General features: G+C 71.4%; 17 protein-coding genes. 3 read left to right on the forward strand and 14 right to left on the reverse strand.

From position 1 onward, the window contains the following. Positions 1–132: 132 nt before the first annotated feature. From ACT3UF_RS07730 to ACT3UF_RS07740, 3 genes are all read right to left on the reverse strand, one after another. Positions 133–492: a hypothetical protein gene (locus tag ACT3UF_RS07730; protein ID WP_442332123.1), complete on the reverse strand. Its 360-nt coding sequence runs from the start codon at positions 490–492 to the stop codon at positions 133–135. Positions 493–561: 69 nt separating this feature from the next. Next, positions 562–948, reverse strand: a complete 387-nt coding sequence (locus tag ACT3UF_RS07735; RefSeq protein ID WP_345076165.1) for a hypothetical protein — start codon at positions 946–948, stop codon at positions 562–564. Positions 949–1,030: 82 nt separating this feature from the next. Then, a complete protein-coding gene (locus tag ACT3UF_RS07740) occupies positions 1,031–2,473 on the reverse strand; it encodes an alpha-amylase family glycosyl hydrolase (RefSeq protein ID WP_345076166.1) in 1,443 nt (480 codons plus the stop codon). 86 nt (positions 2,474–2,559) lie between these two features. Between ACT3UF_RS07740 and ACT3UF_RS07745 the strand changes: the two genes are divergently transcribed. Beyond that, entirely contained in the window at positions 2,560–3,345 is a 786-nt protein-coding gene (locus tag ACT3UF_RS07745) for an alpha/beta hydrolase (RefSeq protein ID WP_444502376.1), read from the forward strand. Positions 3,346–3,354: 9 nt separating this feature from the next. Here ACT3UF_RS07745 and ACT3UF_RS07750 read toward each other — a convergent pair whose 3' ends face one another. The 3 genes from ACT3UF_RS07750 to ACT3UF_RS07760 are packed head-to-tail and all read right to left on the reverse strand — an operon-like array spanning position 3,355 to position 5,272. Next, positions 3,355–3,723: a hypothetical protein gene (locus tag ACT3UF_RS07750; protein WP_442332126.1), complete on the reverse strand. Its 369-nt coding sequence runs from the start codon at positions 3,721–3,723 to the stop codon at positions 3,355–3,357. Beyond that, a complete protein-coding gene (locus ACT3UF_RS07755; protein ID WP_441446279.1) occupies positions 3,723–4,922 on the reverse strand; it encodes a serine hydrolase domain-containing protein in 1,200 nt (399 codons plus the stop codon). The genes ACT3UF_RS07750 and ACT3UF_RS07755 overlap by 1 nt, the downstream gene beginning before the upstream one ends. Before the next feature lie 2 nt (positions 4,923–4,924). Then, positions 4,925–5,272 carry an ArsR/SmtB family transcription factor gene (locus ACT3UF_RS07760; protein ID WP_345076170.1) on the reverse strand — a complete coding sequence of 116 codons (348 nt, stop codon included), beginning with the start codon at positions 5,270–5,272 and terminating at the stop codon, positions 4,925–4,927. 369 nt (positions 5,273–5,641) lie between these two features. On the opposite strand from ACT3UF_RS07760, the gene ACT3UF_RS07765 reads away from it, so the two are divergent. After that, positions 5,642–5,926, forward strand: coding sequence for a YciI family protein (locus ACT3UF_RS07765; RefSeq protein WP_345076171.1), 285 nt, complete (start codon positions 5,642–5,644; stop codon positions 5,924–5,926). 1 nt (position 5,927) lies between these two features. Here the strand turns inward: ACT3UF_RS07765 and ACT3UF_RS07770 are convergent, their stop codons facing one another. The 8 genes from ACT3UF_RS07770 to ACT3UF_RS07805 form a co-directional block, all read right to left on the reverse strand. Further along, complete coding sequence (locus ACT3UF_RS07770) at positions 5,928–6,362, reverse strand: hypothetical protein (protein WP_441446278.1); 435 nt, start codon at positions 6,360–6,362, stop codon at positions 5,928–5,930. A 53-nt stretch (positions 6,363–6,415) separates the two neighbouring features. Then, entirely contained in the window at positions 6,416–7,330 is a 915-nt protein-coding gene (locus ACT3UF_RS07775; RefSeq protein ID WP_441446277.1) for a LysR family transcriptional regulator, read from the reverse strand. A gap of 225 nt (positions 7,331–7,555) precedes the next feature. Next, on the reverse strand, positions 7,556–8,836 hold the full coding sequence (locus ACT3UF_RS07780; protein WP_442332127.1) for a hypothetical protein: 1,281 nt from the start codon (positions 8,834–8,836) through the stop codon (positions 7,556–7,558). 345 nt (positions 8,837–9,181) lie between these two features. Next, positions 9,182–10,558 carry an LLM class flavin-dependent oxidoreductase gene (locus tag ACT3UF_RS07785; protein WP_441444870.1) on the reverse strand — a complete coding sequence of 459 codons (1,377 nt, stop codon included), beginning with the start codon at positions 10,556–10,558 and terminating at the stop codon, positions 9,182–9,184. Beyond that, positions 10,555–11,526 carry an LLM class flavin-dependent oxidoreductase gene (locus tag ACT3UF_RS07790; RefSeq protein WP_442332128.1) on the reverse strand — a complete coding sequence of 324 codons (972 nt, stop codon included), beginning with the start codon at positions 11,524–11,526 and terminating at the stop codon, positions 10,555–10,557. The genes ACT3UF_RS07785 and ACT3UF_RS07790 overlap by 4 nt, the downstream gene beginning before the upstream one ends. Beyond that, positions 11,523–12,581 (reverse strand): transporter substrate-binding domain-containing protein, encoded by a 1,059-nt coding sequence (locus ACT3UF_RS07795; protein ID WP_441444868.1) that lies wholly within the window; start codon positions 12,579–12,581, stop codon positions 11,523–11,525. Before ACT3UF_RS07795 ends, ACT3UF_RS07790 begins: the two co-directional genes overlap by 4 nt. Then, complete coding sequence (locus tag ACT3UF_RS07800; RefSeq protein WP_442332129.1) at positions 12,578–13,630, reverse strand: amino acid ABC transporter ATP-binding protein; 1,053 nt, start codon at positions 13,628–13,630, stop codon at positions 12,578–12,580. The genes ACT3UF_RS07795 and ACT3UF_RS07800 overlap by 4 nt, the downstream gene beginning before the upstream one ends. After that, positions 13,627–14,664, reverse strand: a complete 1,038-nt coding sequence (locus tag ACT3UF_RS07805; RefSeq protein WP_442332130.1) for an amino acid ABC transporter permease — start codon at positions 14,662–14,664, stop codon at positions 13,627–13,629. The genes ACT3UF_RS07800 and ACT3UF_RS07805 overlap by 4 nt, the downstream gene beginning before the upstream one ends. 147 nt (positions 14,665–14,811) lie before the next feature. On the opposite strand from ACT3UF_RS07805, the gene ACT3UF_RS07810 reads away from it, so the two are divergent. Beyond that, a complete protein-coding gene (locus tag ACT3UF_RS07810; RefSeq protein WP_441444865.1) occupies positions 14,812–17,448 on the forward strand; it encodes an FAD/NAD(P)-binding protein in 2,637 nt (878 codons plus the stop codon). Positions 17,449–17,451 lie beyond the last annotated feature (3 nt).

Consider the following 17,451-nt stretch of genomic DNA (forward strand, 5'->3'; position numbering starts at 1 on the left):
CGAGCGGTGAGCCATCCCCTCTGAACTGTCGCTCGCGGGGCGGCGCAACGACAGTTGGGAGGGGATCGGCGGGGCGGGGGAAGCTTGGGCTTGGGCTTGGGCTTGGGCTTGGGCTTGGGCTTGGACTCGAGCTCAGGCGTCGGCGTCGGGCTCGGCGGGGAGCCATCCGCTGTACGCGGCGTCGGAGAGCAGTGCGGCGGCGCCGGCGGCTGCGGCGGTGACGGTGAGCACCGCCGGCCACGGGCCGATCTTCTTGGCCAGCGGGTGGGAGAGCCCGAAGCCGACCACGTAGGTCGCGCCGAGCACGGCGGTGGTGGCGGGGCCGCGACGGGCCAGCCAGCTGCGGCCCGCGTAGAGCCCGGCGGCGGCGAGCACCACGCCGCCGAGCGGCCGGATGCCGGTCTCGCGGGCGGTCAGCCAGCCTCCGACCAGCCCGAGGGCGACGACGGGGGCGGTGTTCACGGACTCGGCGGGCTTGATCGCGATGCTCATGGGACGAGCCTACGACGGAGGGGTGCGTGGCCGCGGAGGCGCTGCTTCGGGGTGGGGTGAGGCGGTCGCCTACTTCCGTCGAGACGACAGCGCGAACCCGCCCACACCGGCAACGATCGTGGGGGCCGCGAGCAAGGTGATCCCCGTCGACCGCGCGCTCCGGAACGACTCGCAGGACTGCCCGATCAGGAGCTCATTGCCGCTCCCCGTGGGGCCGCTGACCGCTCCGGCCTCTTCGCCGTCCACGGTATCGATGACGTCGTAGATGACGTGGGAGTTCAATCCTTCGGCCACAGATCCACACTTGATCTCCGCGATCACCGCCGTGAAATGCTCCGAATCGATGCGTTCCTCCAGCATGACCCGTGTCGTGCCTCCCGTGACGAACAGGGCCAGCGCCCACCCGAACAGGACGAACGACACGACGAGCAGGAGTATGCGACCGGCGATGATCATGTCCGAATCGTAGGTTACGGGCAGGCCGACGGTTCACCGTCCGGTGTGTCCGGCCCGTCATCGACGGGGTAGCGGCCCCATATCACCGCACCACGGCGATGCCGTGTGCGGGCACCACGCCGGGTGCCGCCGGGCCGACGCCGTCGAGCATGTCCGCGCCGCTGACCACCTCGAGCACCTCGCCTGGCGCGGGTCGGTCCTCGTCCCCGAGATTCAGCACCAGGGTGAGTGGCGAGGGCGGCACCCCGTCAGCGCTGTCCCCCTCCCCGGGCGTGAGCACGATCTGCACCCAGGTGTTCTCGAGCGAGTCCTCCTCCACGCGCACCGACGCGGTCACGAGCCATGGCTCCCGGCGGCGCAGCGAGAACAGCCGGCGATGCACCTCCAGGATGCGCTCCGCGGCGTCGGGCTTCAGCAGAGTGAGGTGGTGGGGCCCGCCCGGGGCGCTGTCCGCGGCGGCGGCCGCGGCGACCACCTCCTCAGGGCTGCCGGGGAACCAGGGCCGGATCGCGTCATCCCCTCCCACCCGCTCCTCCTTGATACCGGTGGCGCCGAACTCATCCCCGGCGTAGATCGTCGGGATCCCGGGCAGCAGCGCCAGCAGCGCGAAGGCTGCGGCGAGGTCTCGCCCGTCGGTGAGCTGGGAGGCGATGCGGGTGGTGTCGTGGTTGCCCACGAAGGTCTGCGGATGCGCCCCGCCCTCGGCCTCCAGGAACTCCTGGTGGCGACCCAGGGCGTGGGCGAGCTCGAACAGGTTGTGATCGCGCAGCCCGGACCAGATCGCCTTCCACAGCTCGTACTGGGTGATCGAATCCGCAGTGGACGCGGCGGCGAAGGCCGGATAGTCGCCGTGGATGACCTCGCCGAGGATCCACGCTTCGGGATGCGCGGCCCGCACCCGTTCGAGGATCGGCGCCCAGGCCTCGGCCCCTGCCGCGTACATCGCGTCCAGCCGCCAGCCGTCGGCCCCGCGATCGAGCCAGAGGCCCATGATCTCCACGACGCGGTCCTGGATGACGGCGTCGGCCAGATCGATCTCGATGAGGTCCGCATTCCCCTCGAAGCCGTAGGGGCTGGTGCCGGACCAGCGGATCCGGGCGCCGTCCTCGGTGCCCGGGCCGGCGGCGATCGCCTGCCGCGCCACCGGGTGACTGTCCGAGACGTGGTTGAACACCCCATCGAGGACCACCCGGACGCCCCGGGCGTGGCAGGCGGTGATCAGGGCGTCGAAATCGTCCTCGTCGCCGAGCCGCGGGTCGAGGCGGCGATGCTCGAGGGTGTCGTAGCCGTGGGAGACGGAGTCGAAGATCGGGTTCAGCAGCAGCACGTTCGCACCGAGGCCCACCAGGTGGTCGAGCCAGCCGTCCAGGCGGCGCAGACGGTGCACCACGTTCTCCCCGTCGGCCCCGCCGTAGCCCTCGCCGCCGAGGTCTGTGCGCACGCGCGGTGCGCCGCAGAAGCCCAGCGGGTAGACCTGCCAGCAGATGGCATCGCGGATCCAGGACGGAGCGGGCACGGTAGTCATGGCGCCATCGTAAGCGGGCCGTCATGGGCGGGAGAGTGTTCAATGGATCCAGCACGTTGCCGGTACCGACCCAGGAGCGATCACCGATGATCCGCATGCGCACTGACTTCTTCTCCGAATCCCTCGGCATGGGCACCTCGATGGTGGTGCTGATGCCGCAGGCCGCAGCCGGTATCGGGATGGAAGGGGCCGACGGTGACGGCTCCGCGGCGGGCGCTGAGCGCGGTGTGCCGGTGCTCTACCTGCTGCACGGGCTGAGCGACGACTGCACGATCTGGGAGCGCCGCACCTCGATCGAGCGCTACGCGACCGAGAAGGGCATCGCCGTGGTGATGCCCGAAGTGCGCCGCTCCTTCTACGCCGACGAAGCGGTGGGGGAGAAGTACTGGACCTTCATCACCGAGGAGCTGCCGCAGCTGATCGCTCGCACCTTCCGCGTCTCCACCGCGCGGGAGGACACCTTCGTGGCGGGCCTGTCGATGGGCGGCTTCGGGGCCTTCAAGCTCGCGCTGAACCATCCGGAGCGGTTCGCGGCCGCGGCGAGCCTGTCCGGTGCGCTGGACCCTGCCTCGCTGAGCCTGGATCTGAACACCGGCCATCTCGCCGAGCGGATCTGGGCCGGACGCGATATCGCCGAGACGCAGGACGATCTGCTGGGCCTGCTCGGCGCCGCCGATCCGGCGGTTCTGCCGGCTCTGTTCCTGGACTGCGGGACCGAGGATCAGCTGTTAGACCACAACCGTCGCTTCCTCTCCGCCGCCGAGGAGCAGGGCGTGGAGCTCAGCTCCCGGCTGCGCCCCGGCGCGCACACCTGGGAGTTCTGGGACCAGGGCATCCAGGACGTGCTCGACTGGCTGCCGCTCCGCAGCTGAGCGACCGGGTCAGCCTGCGGCCAGCGCGATGACCAGCAGTCCGAGGTAGAGCAGCCCTTCCGTGATGAGGTTCGAGCGGCTCGGCGCGGAAAGGGCAGTCGCCTGGCGCCGGGAGGGCTGAGCAGGCGGAGCCTGGGTGAGCAGGCGCCGACAGGCGACGACTACACCGGCGGCGAGCAGCAGCGTCAGCAGCCACGGCACCCACCACAGCGACGCGGGCACGATCCCGATCACGCCGATGATCGCAAGGAGGCTCGCACTGCCGAGCGCCCGCTCGAGGATCCGCCACGGATGCTGGTGGTGGCGGAGCAGGGACACGAGAGAGGTCAGCAGCATCGCGGCCAGGAGCAGTCCCACCAGCAGCGGGAGCAGGCTCATCACAGCGCCACCTGCTTGGTGAGCACGTCCATCGCGAGGGCATCCAGGCTGCGAGAGGTATCGGTGAGCAGCACGATCCCGCGCCCGGTCTCCGGCGTGAACCCCACGAACGAGGCATAGCCCCCGGTCATGCCGTTGTGGAAGGTGTGCCAGGTGCCGTCGCCGAAGTCCTCCTGGAACCAGTTCATGCCGATGTTCTCGGTCTCGTCGACCCTGTGCAGGACCTCCGAGGCGGCGGCCGCGCCGGGCGCCGAACCGTCGAACGTGCCGGCCAGGTAGGTTGCCATGTCCTTCGCGGTGGAGCGGATGCCGCCCGCTGGAGCGCTGCCGTACATCGTCCATGCGGCCTGCGCCAGGCCGTTCTTCCCTCGGCCCCGGGTCGCCGACTCCCTCAGGTGCTCGGGAAGGATCGGGGCGTAGGTGCCGCTCAGCTCCATCGGGTCCAGGATCCGCTCGGTGAGCAGTGAGGCATAGTCGGTCCCGGCCGCGCGGGCCAGCAGCTGGCCCTGGAGGGCGACGCCCAGGTTCGAGTAGGCGAACTCGCCCCGCCCGGTGAGAGCGCTGCCCAGGGCATCATCGATCACCTGTGCGGCATCCCGCCGCGCATACGGGTCCTTGCGCAGGAAGTTCGCGACCATCGAGCCGGGCAGCGCGGCGAGGGCCAGGCGCGGCATCCCCGAGGTGTGGGTGGCGAGCTCGGCGAGGGTGACGCCCGCGATCTCGCTGCCCGCGGCCTCCGCCCCGAGTAGTTCGGCCACGGTCGTCTCCGCGGTGACCTCGCCGCGGGTGATCGCCTCGGCGAGCAGTGCGCCGGCGAAGGTCTTGGAGATCGAGCCGATCTCGAACTCGCTGGTCTCGTCGGCCCCGAAGCCGGCGAAGCGGGGGCTGCCGCTGCCGTCGAGGTAGGCGACGGCGACCCGTCGGTGGCCGCTGAGATGCGGGGCGAGGGCGCTGGTCAGCTGCTGATCTCCGATGGGGTCTCCAAGGCTCGCGGGGCGGGGGTTGGTCAGTGCCCCCAGGCCGACGAGACCGACGACGGCCGGGATCCCTGCCGCGAGGACCGTGCGGCGGGTGACCGGGCCTGAGGGTGCCGATGCAGTGGGTGCCGGAGCGGCGGGGCCGACCGGCTCGGCGGGATCGGCAGGAGCGGTGGTCTCGGGCGCGGGGTCGTGAGGGCTGGCGGGCCGGGGGGAGTTCACGCTCAGCCCCTCTCGAGGGCGATGAGGATGGTCAGCAGGGGGATCACGCGGGGAGTGAGCAGGGCCCAGCTGCCGCGGCGCGGCGAGTGTACCCAGCCGCCTGCCTGCAGAGCGGAGAGGTGGTGGTAGGCGATGCCGGTGGAGCCCAGCTCGAGCTCCTCGACCAGCTGGGCGACGGTGTGCTCGCCGTCCAGCAGCCGACGCAGGATCGCCATCCGCAGGGGATGGCCGAGGGCGCCGACGGATTCCGCATGCTGCTGCCAGTCCGTCTCCAGCAGGTGCTCGGTGGGGCGCGCCCACTGGTACTCCAGATGTCCCGCCCCGACATCGACCGCGCCGGTCAGCAGCACCCCGCCCGGTGCGGGCAGGTGCTCCTTGAGCGAGGCGAGCGCCCAGAACGGATCCTCGGGCGCGCTGTCGCCCGCATCGCTCGCGGTGGTGCTGCGGGGCGGTGATGGAGCGTCGCTGCGTTCGCCCTCGAGCTCGGCGACCCGTGCCTCGAGGGCGGAGAGCCGCTCCAGGAGCTCGGCGGGGGCGGGGGCGACGGGAATGTCGGGCCTCCTTGCGGGTCGGGAACGAGACCCACTATATCCGTAATTACGGAAAAGGAAAGATGCGGTCTCCTGGACGACCCCGCGTGACCCGCGCAGATGCGGGACGATGAACCCAGATAACTACGGGCCGCGCACCGGCGTCGGCCCCCGCCCCAGGGAGAAGCCATGGCCGCTTTCGCCGTTCAGTACACCTACATCGATGACGCCTCGCGCGTCGCGACCTTCCGCCCCGAGCATCGTGAGCACCTCTCCGAGCTGCACCGCGAAGGGACGCTGCTGCTGTCCGGCCCGCTGAGCGGCGAGCCCGGGGCGCTGCTGATCCTCCTCGCGGACTCCGCGGAGGATGCGCTCGCCAAGCTCGACGGCGACCCCTTCAAGCGCGAGCGGGTCATCGCGGACCGCAGCGTGCGCGAGTGGACCGTCGTGATCGGGCAGCTGCCCGGCGCCTGAGTCAGCGCTCGCCGACGTCCCCGCCCTCGGTCCGACGCCGCTGCTCGGCTTCCTGCAGGTCCAGCAGCATCCCGGCGGTTGCGTTCGCGATCGTCTGCTCGCCGAGCAGCACGAGCGGCAGTGCGCCCGTGCCGCCGTGCGCGGTCAGCAGCTCCTGCGCGTGCGGGTCGCGGAACACGTTCACCCAGGCCACGTCCTGGCGGGGGCCGCGGATCGCCGCTTGCAGGCGGGCCGAGAGCGGGTTGCCGGGTGCCCACAGGATGATCGCGGTGCCCGGTCCCTGCGTGCGGGCCTCGGCCAGCGGAACGTGCGGGCCGGAGCGCAGTGGGCTGGTCCAGTACGCCATGAAGACGGAGAACAGCGCGACAGCGATCGCGGCGATCCACTGGTCGGCGAGCAGCAGCAGTACCGCCAGCAGCAGGCCCCCGATGAGCATCAGGCCCGGCCGCACCCAGGTACGTGCCGGGGCACCGCCGGCCGTGCGGGGGCTCAGATCATCACCGCCGTGTCCAGGCGCTCGGTGGTCTCAGCCACCAGCGCATCCCGCAGGGCGCCCACTGCCGGGATCGCGAGCGCGCCGCGACGGTTCAGCAGCCCGATCATCCGGTTGTCGAGGTTCGGGATGGCACGCACCACCAGATCGGCCGACGGTGCCGCCTCGAGGGCGGTCTCCGGCATCAGCGCGACGCCGCCGCCATGCATGATCAGCTGCTGGACCACGATCGTGTCATCGGTGGAGTGGCGCACCTGCGGGGAGAAGCCGGCGCGGCGCGCACTGGAGATCAGGTTCGCCCGGCAGCGCTCGCAGCCCGCGATCCACGGATCCTTCGCCAGGTCGCCGAGGGTGAGGTCCGGATCCTCGGCCCGAGGGTGGTCGCGCGGCAGCACCACCATCACGCGGTCCTCCATCAGCGGGGTCCACTCCAGGGTGCCCTCATCGCCGATGTCGCTGCACGGGTAGCGGAACACCAGCGCGAGATCCAGCTCGCCCTCGCGCAGCGCGACCACCGCATCCGGCGGCTCGAGCTCCGCGAAGGTCACGTCCAGATCCGGAGCGGTCTCGGAGAGCCGCTTCAGCACCGGCGGCAGCAGCATCGCCGCGGCCGACGGGAACGTCCCGAACTTCACCGTCCCGCGCCGCAGCGCCGTGATGTCGGCGAGCTCCTCCTCAGCGGCATGCAGCTGCGCGGCGATCGCCTCGGCATGCGCGGCGAGGCGGGTGCCGGCCTCCGTCGGCGTGATGCCGGCGGAGGAGCGCAGCAGCAGCTGGGTGCCCACCTCCTTCTCCAGCGCGGCGAGGTGCTGGGAGACCGCGGGCTGGGTCCAGCCCAGCTCGCGGGCGCCGGCACCGATCGAGCCGTTGCGCACCACAGTGCGGAAGATGAGCAGGCGACGTGGATCCATGACCCCATCCTAGGCGCGGGTGGCAAGCCTGGCTTATGGGTTCGGGCACAGCGCTCCTTCTGGGGGTCGGGCACTCTACGACTCGGCTGGTCAGGTGCAGCGGGATGTAGCGAGCCGTAGGAAACGTGCCCCGAAGCGGAATCTGCGGCACGTTTCCTACGGCTCGGTGGGGTGGAGGACTCAGGTTCTCCCGCAGCATCGAGCTGCTATATGCGGTGAGGCGAGCTACTTGGCCTGCTCGTCCACCGGCTGCGCGGTCGCCGATTCGTCACTCGCCTCGGGGTCTTCGCGACGGACGGCCTCGCGGAACGCGCGGGCGCCTTCCGAGAAGCGACCGGCCCCGGAGCGGACGCGACCCGCGGTGTCGCCACCGAACTGGATCGCTGCGCCGGCGCCGTCAACGCCGGTTCTGACGACCTTGTCGCGCACCTCTCCGGCTGCCGTCCGCCATCGCTTCGCATCTGTGGAGTCGTGGCCGTCCTCGATCTCCAGGGCCGTCTGGAAGTCGAGCACTCGGCCCACGACGAGATTGCTGGAGGTGACCGCCGCGCGAGCCGGCCGCGGGGACAGGAGGACCTTGGCGTTGGCCCGACGGATGGTGGTGTTCATGCGCTCGAGCAGCTCCTCGGTCGTGCGGTGGATCAGCGCGAGGCGCTTTGCCCGTGCCGCGCGGAGTCCGAGGCGGTGGCGGTCGAGATCCTCCGGCGCGCTGTCGAGGACTCGATCGAGCTCAAGGACCGCCAGGGCATCCTGCAGCTGGACGCAGCGCGCGAGCACGGCGAGCCACTCGCGCACGGTGGACTCGGCGGCCTTCGCCTTCGTGGCGAGGTCCGCGACACTCGCCTTCTCGACTTTCTCCGCCTGCGCATCGATCTGCCGCAGCGCATAAGCCTCGGTGGTGGCGAGGGTCAGCGCGGAGTTCTGGATCTTGGACCAGGTCACCTCCGAGACGCGGCCCACCTCGTCGCGAACCGTCATGGCTTCCTCGATCATGAGGTCGACGCCGATCATGTCCGAGAACACCGAATCCTTCTGCGCACGCAGGATGTCGTCGATCTTCTCGTCGATGACGGCGAGGTACTCGCCGATCTCCTCGATCGCCTCCTGCATCGCCATCTGCGACATGACCGCTCCGGCGGCGGCGAGGGCGGCGGGGTTGAGCAGGGATGCCGGCCCCGCAACGAACTGCAGGTTCTTGGCGAACTGGCCGCTCGACGCGCGGAGGGTGGCGTGGAGGTTCCCGGTGGAGGCGTTCTTGACGAGCGGCAGAGCCTTCGACGCGGCGAAGGATTCCGACGTGAGCTTCATCCAGCGGCCCGAGTTCGCCGCGACCCCAGCCCCGGCGTTCAGCATGCCTGCAGAGGTTTTATACGACGGGCCGAGCCGGTGGAGCTCGAGCTCGCGGGACTCGAAACCGAATGACGTCAAGAAGGCGTCGACGTCCCCGGGAGCACCGAGCACGGCGAGTCCATCGCCGTCGCTGATCACTTCGATCTCATTCGTCATTCGGTGCTCCGGGAGCTAGGGGGCGGCTTCGTGCTGCCACATCCTCATGAGTGTCTCGCGCAGAACCGACATTCGGTGCCCGACCAGAGGAAAATCTGGCGTCGAAATAATTCGTGATCGGTTTGTTGCGAGGCACTATGCGCTGGCGTGGCCGGGGAAGTTGGACGGTGAGGGTAGGGGCCGCCGGGGCATCGAGTCGTAACTTCTGTGCCTCTAACGCAGCCTTTCGGTACAGAACTCACGACTCGATGCGCAGGGCCCATCCACCTGGCCTCATCCACGGGGCCTCATCCGTACAGCCCCATCCACACAGCCCCATCCGCACAGCCCCGCCCACCTAGCCCCTCACACCGGCGGCAGCCCCAGGTTCTCGCGCAGCGTGGCCCCCGCGTAGTCGGCCGGATAGACCCCGCGCTCCTGCAGGCGAGGGATCAGGTGGTCCACGATGTCGTCGAGCCCGGAGGGGATCAGCCACGGGGTGATGTTCAGGCCGTCGATCGCCCCCAGGCGTGCGAACTCCACCAGCCGATCGGCGACCGCGTCGTAGCTGCCGCTGAAGGTGCCGCGCCGGGCGCCGGCCTTGGTGCGGGCGAACTCGAGGATGGACTGGCCCTTCTCCGCGGCCTCCTCGCGCCAGGCGCGGGTGAGTTCCTCGGCCTTGGCGAACTGGAAGCCGGCCCCGCGGGTCACCCCGGACTCGACCACCTCCGGCGGCACGTCCGGGAGCGGCCCGTCGGGATCGAAGGCGGAGAGGTCCCGGCCCCAGTACTGCTCGAGCAGGGCGATGGCCTGCTCGGGGCCGATCTGCAGGTCGCGCACCCAGCGGATCTTCGCCTCGGCCTCGGCCTCGGTGGGGGCGAGCACCACTTCCGCCCCTGGGAGGATCTTCACCGAGCCCGCGTCCCTGCCGGCGGCGACGGTGCGCTCGACGATGCTGCGGCGGAATTCGACCGCCGCCTCGAGGGAGCCGTGCGGGGAGAAGATGACGTCCGCCGTGCGGGCGGCGAAGTCCTGCCCGGTGGGGGAGGCCCCGGCTTGGAACAGCACCGGCTGGCCCTGCGGGGAGCGGGGCAGCTCGCCCTGAGCGCGTACCGAGTAGTGGGGGCCGTCGTGCGTGATCTGCTCGCCGCGCCAGTACTGCTCGGCGATCTGCACGAACGCCTCGGCATGGACGTATCTGTCCGCGTGAGCGAGGTAGCCGCCGCGGCGGAAGTTCTCCCCGGTCCAGGCGTTGTCCGTGGTGACGATGTTCCAGCCCGCCCGGCCGCCGGAGAGCAGATCGAGGGTCTGCAGGCGTCGGGCCAGATCCACCGGATCGTTGTAGGTGGTGTTCTGGGTGGCGACCAGCCCGATCCTCTCCGTGACCGCGGCGAGGGCTGCGAGCAGGGTCTGCGCGTCGGGGCGTCCGGCGACGTCGAGCTCGAAGGGGACCCCGCGGTGCTCTCGCAGCCGCAGGCCCTCGCCGAGGAAGAAGGCCGCGAACTTCCCACGCTCCGCGGTGCGCACCAGCGCCTCGAAGGACTCCCATGCCACCTGATCGCCGCTGGAGGGCAGGCGCCAGATCGTCGAGGAGTTCACTCCCTGGAAGAACGCGCCGAAGGCGAGCTGCCCGGTGGGGGTGTGGTCGGGGTGCAGCGGGTGCTCGGCCGGGCCGGTGGCGAGCGCGGCGGCCTCCGAAGAGAGCGGAGCCTCAGTCGGCGTAAGGGACGGGGCGGTGGTCATGCGGACTCCTCGCGGGACAGGCGGGCGCGGTCGCCGCGCCGTGCGGGATCGGGACGGAACGGTGCAGGCTCGAGCCCGAGCTGCGTGCGCAGGTCCTGCCCGGAGGAGGGGCCCGGGGCGATCAGGCCCTCGGCGCGCAGGGCGGTGGCGAGCTCGGCGACCGTGCCCAGGGGATCGGCCGCGAGGTCCAGGCCCACCAGGCGCACCAGCCGCACCGAGGCGGCGTCGGAGGTGCGCGTGGTGTCCTCCCGGATCAGAGTGCTCACGGCGCCAGAGAGCGCACCGCCGGAGACGTCCAGGTCCAGCACCCGCCCGTCGGCCAGCTCAGCCGTCACGCGCTCGCCGGCGGCGGCGCGATCCGCATCGGCGACCAGCACCGGGAGCAGCCCCTGCGGGGAGCGCGGGGTGATCGCCGGGCCGCGCACCGAGAACGTCTCGGCCTCGACGTCGGCGTACTGCAGGCGCGAGGCGTCCACGTACAGCCCGCGCTCGACGTCGCGCACCACCGCGTTCGGTGCCCAGGAGTCCCAGATGCGCCGCGCGGCCTCGAGCACGTCGGCCGCCTCGCGGGCGGTGGCGTCGAGGTCGAGCACGGCGCGGCCGACGGTCGCGGCCACCCCCGGGTCGGTCTCGGCGCTCAGCAGCCAGCCGGCCCGGCCGTGGCTGAGGTGATCGAGGCTCATCAGCTGGGTGGCCAGGTGGAACGGCTCGACGTAGACCGCGTCGGTGCGTGGCAGCAGGCCGATGTGCTCCGTCAGCGGCGCGAGATGGGAGGCGACATGGATCGGGTGCAGGCCGCCGTCGCTGAGGGTCAGGGCACCGATGCCGGAGTTCTCGAGGCCGCGGGCCAGGTCCGCGAGGCCGCCCAGCAGGGCGGGATCGGTGACGAGGTCGACGGCGAGCACGGGCAGTGCCCGGTCGGAGGCTGCGGCGGGGTGCCCGGGCAGCTCATGGGTGGTGGTGCTCACGGGTTCTCCTTCGTGTGGGCGCGGGATTCGGTCAGCGCTTCTTCGCTCAGCTGCCAGCGCTCGAGGACCTTGCCGTAGGTGCCGTCGGCGATCAGGGCGTTGAGCGCCGCCGCGTACGGGGCGGCGAGACCGCTGCCGCCGGCGAAGGTTCCGGCGACCAGGGTCTCGTCGGGCCAACCGGCATTGATCCGCCCCTGCAGCTCGAAGTCATCACGACGTGCCGCGATGAAGCTCAGCGAGGCGAAGGGGGAGATGTAGCCGTCGACGCGTCCGGAGCCGAGGGCGAGCAGGGTGTCGGCGTCGGTGGAGTAGTTCTTCAGCTCCGCGGGCTCCTTGCCCGCCGACTCCAGCTCGGCGTTCCAGTCGGTGAGGATCCGCTCTTGGTTGGTGGCGTTGCCGACGGCGATGATGCGTCCGCTGAGGGAGTCGGCGTCCTCGAGCCAGAAGTCCGCGCCCTTCTTGACCAGGAACGACATGTAGGCCGCGCGGTAGGAGGCGAAGTCGAACTTCTGCAGCCGTTCAGCGTTGACGCCGATGTTGGCGTGGACCACGTCGAACTCTCCGGCCTCGAGCTTGAGGGGCCAGTTCTCCCAGGTGGTCAGCTTCAGCTCGAACTCGAGGCCGAGCTTGTCCGCGACGATGCGGGCGATGTCGATCTCGGAGCCGATGTAGGTCTGGTTGTCATCGGCGAGGAAGGACAGCGGTGCGGCGCTGGTGCCATTGATGCCCACCCGCAGCACGCCGGATTCGGCGACCTCAGGTGGCAGCAGGGCGGCGATCTCTTCATCAGCCGTGGCGCGGATCAGCTCCTGGGTGCCGGAGGTGTCGATGCCTCCCGCGTTCGCCCCGCCGCCGTCGGACGCCGCAGAGCCGGAGCCTGAGTCGTTGCCAGCGATGGCGGCAGGAGCGGGATCGGAGCAGGCCGCGAGCAGGGCGGCGGGCAGCAGCAGGCCAGACGCTGCCAGGGTGCGGCGTGACAGCGTGGGGCGGGACGGGGTGCGGGGAGGCAGCGTGGAGCGGGACGGGGTGCGGTGGGGCTGGGAGCGATGGGTCATGAGTGGTCCTCGGGATGATGGTGGGGCAGGTCAGGAAGGTCAGGCAGGGCAGCTGCGGCGACGGGGACGCCCTCGCCGGTGCGCACCCGCTGCAGGAACGAACGGGTGCGTTCGTGGCGTGGGTGGTCGAGGACCTCCGCGGGTGGTCCCTGTTCGACGATCCGGCCGTGGTCCATGAAGACCACGGTGTCGGCGACGTCGCGGGCGAAGGAGATCTCGTGGGTGACGATCACCAGCGTGGTGCCAGCACGCGCCAGTGACCGGATCACCGCCAGCACCTCCTCGACCAGCTCGGGGTCCAGTGCGCTGGTGGGCTCGTCGAACAGCAGCACCTTCGGCCGCAGAGCGAGGGCCCGGGCGATCGCAACCCGCTGCTGCTGCCCGCCGGAGAGCTGACGGGGGTAGACACGCTCCTTGTCGGAGAGCCCCACCAGGGCGAGCAGTTCCCGGGCGCGCGCCTCGGCCTCGCGCCGGGGCACCCCGAGAGCGCGCCGGGGCGCCTCGGCGACGTTCGCGAGCGCCGTCATGTGGGCGAAGAGGTTGAAGCTCTGGAACACCATGCCGATCGCGGTGCGCTGGCGCAGCACCTCCCGTTCGTGCAGCTCATGCAGCCGGTTCCCCTCGCGACGGTGGCCGATGACCTCCCCGTCCACGCTGACCAGGCCCTCGGTGACGGGCTCGAGGTGGTTGATGGTGCGCAGCAGGGTGGACTTCCCGGAGCCGGAGGGGCCCAGGATCACGGTGACGGAGCCGGGTTCGATCCGCAGGTCGATGCCGCGCAGCACCTCGAGGTCCCCGAAGGACTTGTGCACGCCGCGGATCTCGACCAGTCCGCCGCGCCGGTGGCCGGGTGCGGCGGTGTCCGCCGCGTCGACGGCCCGACGGTCGAGATCGGCGAGATCGAGATCGGCCAGATCGGACGGTTCTGAGCCGATATCGGCGGATCCGGGCTCGGAATCGACCGAGATCGGCGCGCTGCGCGGCGCGCTGCTCAGCGCCGGGGCGGGGCCGGGCCTGCGGCGGCGGGGGAGTCGGGTCAGCAGGTTCATGCGGGGGCTCCCGTCGGGGTGGGGCGGAAGCGGGCCAGGCGGGCGCGCAGCGACTGCAGCGGGGTGGGTGGCAGGGTGCGCACCGCCCCCTTGGAGTAGTGGCGCTCGATGTAGTACTGGCCGACGGACAGCGCCGAGGTGATCACCACGTACCAGACTGTCGCGACCAGCAGCATCGGCAGTACCTGCTGGGTGCGGCCGTAGATCAGCTGGATGGTGAAGAACAGCTCCGCATGGGCGAGCACGTAGACGATCGAGGTGCCCTTGACCAGGCCGATGATCTCGTTGAAGGCGGGCGGCAGGATCGCGCGCATCGCCTGCGGCAGCACGATCCGCAGCGAACGGTCTCGGGCGGGGATGCCGAGCGCGCTCGCCGCCTCCAGCTGGCCCTGGTCCACCGAGAGGATGCCGCCGCGGATCAGCTCTGCGGAGTAGGCCGCCTGGTGCAGGCCCAGGCCCAGCACCGCGGCGAGCATCGGCGTCATCAGGTCGCTGGTGCGTGCTTCGAAGAAGGTCGCATCGGTGAACGGGATCCCGAGCCGCACCTGCTCGTACAGGTAGCCGAGGTTGTACCAGAGCAGCAGCTGCACCAGCAGCGGGGTGGAGCGGAAGACCCAGGAGAACGTCCAGCTCACACCCGAGATCAGGGCCGACGGGGACAGGCGCATCAGGGCGAGCAGGAGTCCCAGGCTGAAGCCCAGGGCGCCGGCGAGCACGGTCAGCTTCAGCGTCTCGAGCAGTCCGCGGATGATCGACTCCGCGAAGAACCACTGGGCGACCACGCCCCACTCCCACCTCGGGTTGGTGACGAAGGAGTACAGCACGGCGGCGACGACCAGGCCGACGACCACCGCGAGCACCACGCGGCCAGGATGCCGGGCTGGGACGACCCGCAGGTGGGAGAGGTCTTCGGGCGGTGCTTGGCCGTTCGGGCACGACATCTCGTGCGGTCCCCTCGCCGGGGCATGCCCGGCGGCGTGGGTGGCCGGGGGCGTGCGGCGTGCGGTCTCAGGGGAGACGACGGACGAGGTCATGAGGTGCCTTCCGTGACGGAACGTGAACCGGAGCGTGGTCCGGGCTTGCAGGACCCGACGGTATAAGCCAATCTAATGAACATGCAAGGCGGCGGCTATGGATCGTCACGGTATGACACAGAAGCACCTCAGAAGGGATCCCGACGGATGAACTCCTCGATCAGGGCAGCGAGCACGCGCCTGGCGATCATCGGCGGCGGACCGCGAGCGATCGGCGTGCTCGAGCGGCTCGGCGCGAATGCCGCGCTGTGCGAGACCCTCGCGCACGCCCCGCTGCAGGTCGACATCGTGGATCCGCACATGCCCGGAGCCGGACGCATCTGGCGGGCCACGGAGAGCCCGCTGCTGCTGATGAACTCGCGCGCGGCGGACGTCTCGATCTATCCCGATGACACGGTCGACTGCGCCGGCCCCGTCCAGGCAGGCCCCTCGCTCGCGGAGTGGGCCGAGGGGATCCGTCGCGGCACCATCGAGGCACCCACCGCCGGCACCGAGCGCCTCGCCGAGATCGAGGCGCTGCAGGCCGCGGACTTCCCGAGCCGGCGTGTGCAGGCGCTCTACCTCGAATGGTTCTTCGGACAGGTCCTCACACGACTGCCGCAGGCGGTCACGGTCACCGTGCACCGCACCACGGCGACCGCGGTGCGCCCTCCCGCGGTCCGTCCCACGGTGGTGCGCCCCACCGCCGCGGTCGACGGAGCGGGCTGGGTGGTCGAGCTCGAGGACCGTGACCCGCTGCGCGCGGACCTGCTGCTCCTGGCCGCGGGACATACCGATGCGCGCCCGTCGGCCGTCCGGCACCAGCTGTCCTCCTTCGCCCGCCGCCACGGCGGCACCTATCTCGCGCCGTCCCAGGCCTCCGACGCGCAGCTGGACCTCCTCGCCCCCGGGCATGACGTGATCGTGCGTGGCATGGGCCTGGCCTTCATCGACCTGATGGCGCTGCTCACCGAGGGGCGCGGGGGAGTGTTCACGCCGGATCCGCGACCGGGAGAGCACGGGCGCCTGAACTATGTCCCCTCGGGCCGGGAGCCCCGGCTCTGGGTGGGATCGCGCCGTGGGGTGCCCTACCACTCGAAGGTCCGCGACGAGGGCGAGCCCGCTGGGCTCGGCGACCTCGTGCATGTCACCCCCGAGGCGCTGCGCGAGCGGGAGGACGCCGACGGCCTCCTCGACTTCCGCGCCGACGTGGTGCCGCTGATCGCCGCAGAGATCCACCGCTGGGTGCCGGCCTCGCCCCTCGCAGCCCCTGGTGAGGAGCCCCTCGACTGGCTGGACCGTCCACTGTCCTGGCTGGAGGGCGATGCCCATCCGCGGGTCACCCGCGACGCCGTGGTGCGTCACATCGAGCACGACCTCCGCTCCCGCACCCACGGGGACGTCAGCTCCGCCCGGGCTCTGTTCCAGCTGCTGCTGCGCCTGCACGGCGTGCTCGTGGATCAGCTGCCCGCCGCACGGCTCCGCGGCGGCGAGGCCGGCGGCTACCCGCGCTGGTGGCACTCACTGTTCAGCTTCGTCGACTCCGGGCCCCCGCCGCACCGCCTGCACCAGCTGCTCGCGCTCGAGCGTGCCGGGGTGGTCCACTTCCTGGGACCGCAGGTGAGGGTCAGCGCCGACGAGGCCTCCGGCCTGTTCACTGCGCGCGGCGGGGCGGGCGTGCGCGTCACGACCGACGCCCTGGTCGACGCCTTCCTGCCCGAGCCGTCCCTGGCCGAGTCCACGAATCCGCTGCTGCGGGACCTCGTGACCGGCGGTGGGACGGCGGTGGGCAAGGAGTCCGCCGCCTCACCCGGCACGCTCGAGGTCGATTCCCACCACCGGGTGATCGGACCGGACGGCCAGGCGCAGCCTCGGCTGTGGGCCGTCGGCCCCTGGACCTCCGAGCTGCCCGTCGGCGCGTTCGCCCGCCCTCGCACCAACGCCCCCTGCCACCGTCGCAACGATGCCCTCGCCCGCGATCTGCTGGATGCCGCGCTGCGTCACGGCGCGCTGCGCCACGGCGAGACGGCGCGGCCGAGCACGGCGACCCTCTCCATCGAGTCGCCCCTCGAGTCGCCCGTGGAGCCGGCCGTCGAGTTGGCGGTGGAGCCGGCGGTGGAGTCCGCCGGGGCGACCGTCCCGCGCACGGCGCGCATTCCGCGCCTGGGGGTGCTGGGCCCGGGCAAGATCGGCAGCGCCCTCACCCGCGCCGCCCTGCGCCGCGGTGTCGAGGTCACCGTGGCCGGGCGCTCCCCGGCTGCCGCGCTCGCCGCGAGGCTGCCCGGTGCGAGGCACGTCGGCCCCGACGTCCTCGCGTTGAGCTGCGACGTCGTCGCGATCACGGTGCCTCTGCATGTCGCCCTCGCCCTCGAGCCCGCCGCATTCCAGGACGTCGTGGTGATCGACGCGACCAATCCCTGGGGCGAGGCGGACGCCGCCGCGGTCGCGGCCGCCCGCGCCGAGCTCGGCGACCTCGACGGACTGCTGTCCACGAGCGAGCTGCTCGCGGCCCGCCTGCCCGCGGCGCACGTGGTGAAGACCCTGAACCACATCGGCTATCACGACGTCGAGGACCACGGCCGCGAGGACGGCGATCCACAGCGGCGGGCGATCGCCGTGGCGGCCGACGATCAGCGAGCCGCCGATGCCGTGGGCCGGTTGCTGCATCTGATCGGCTACGAGCCCGTGCGGGTCGGCACCCTCGCCGAGGGGCGCGAGCTCGAGCCGGGAGCCGGTCTGTTCAGCGGGTGGAGCACCCGGGATGAGCTGAGCCGGCTCCGCCGGGAGCTGGTGCGCGTCGCCTGAGAG

The sequence above is a fragment of the Brachybacterium sp. AOP24-D1-21 genome, assembly GCF_052378665.1.
In the GTDB taxonomy this organism is placed as follows: domain Bacteria; phylum Actinomycetota; class Actinomycetes; order Actinomycetales; family Dermabacteraceae; genus Brachybacterium.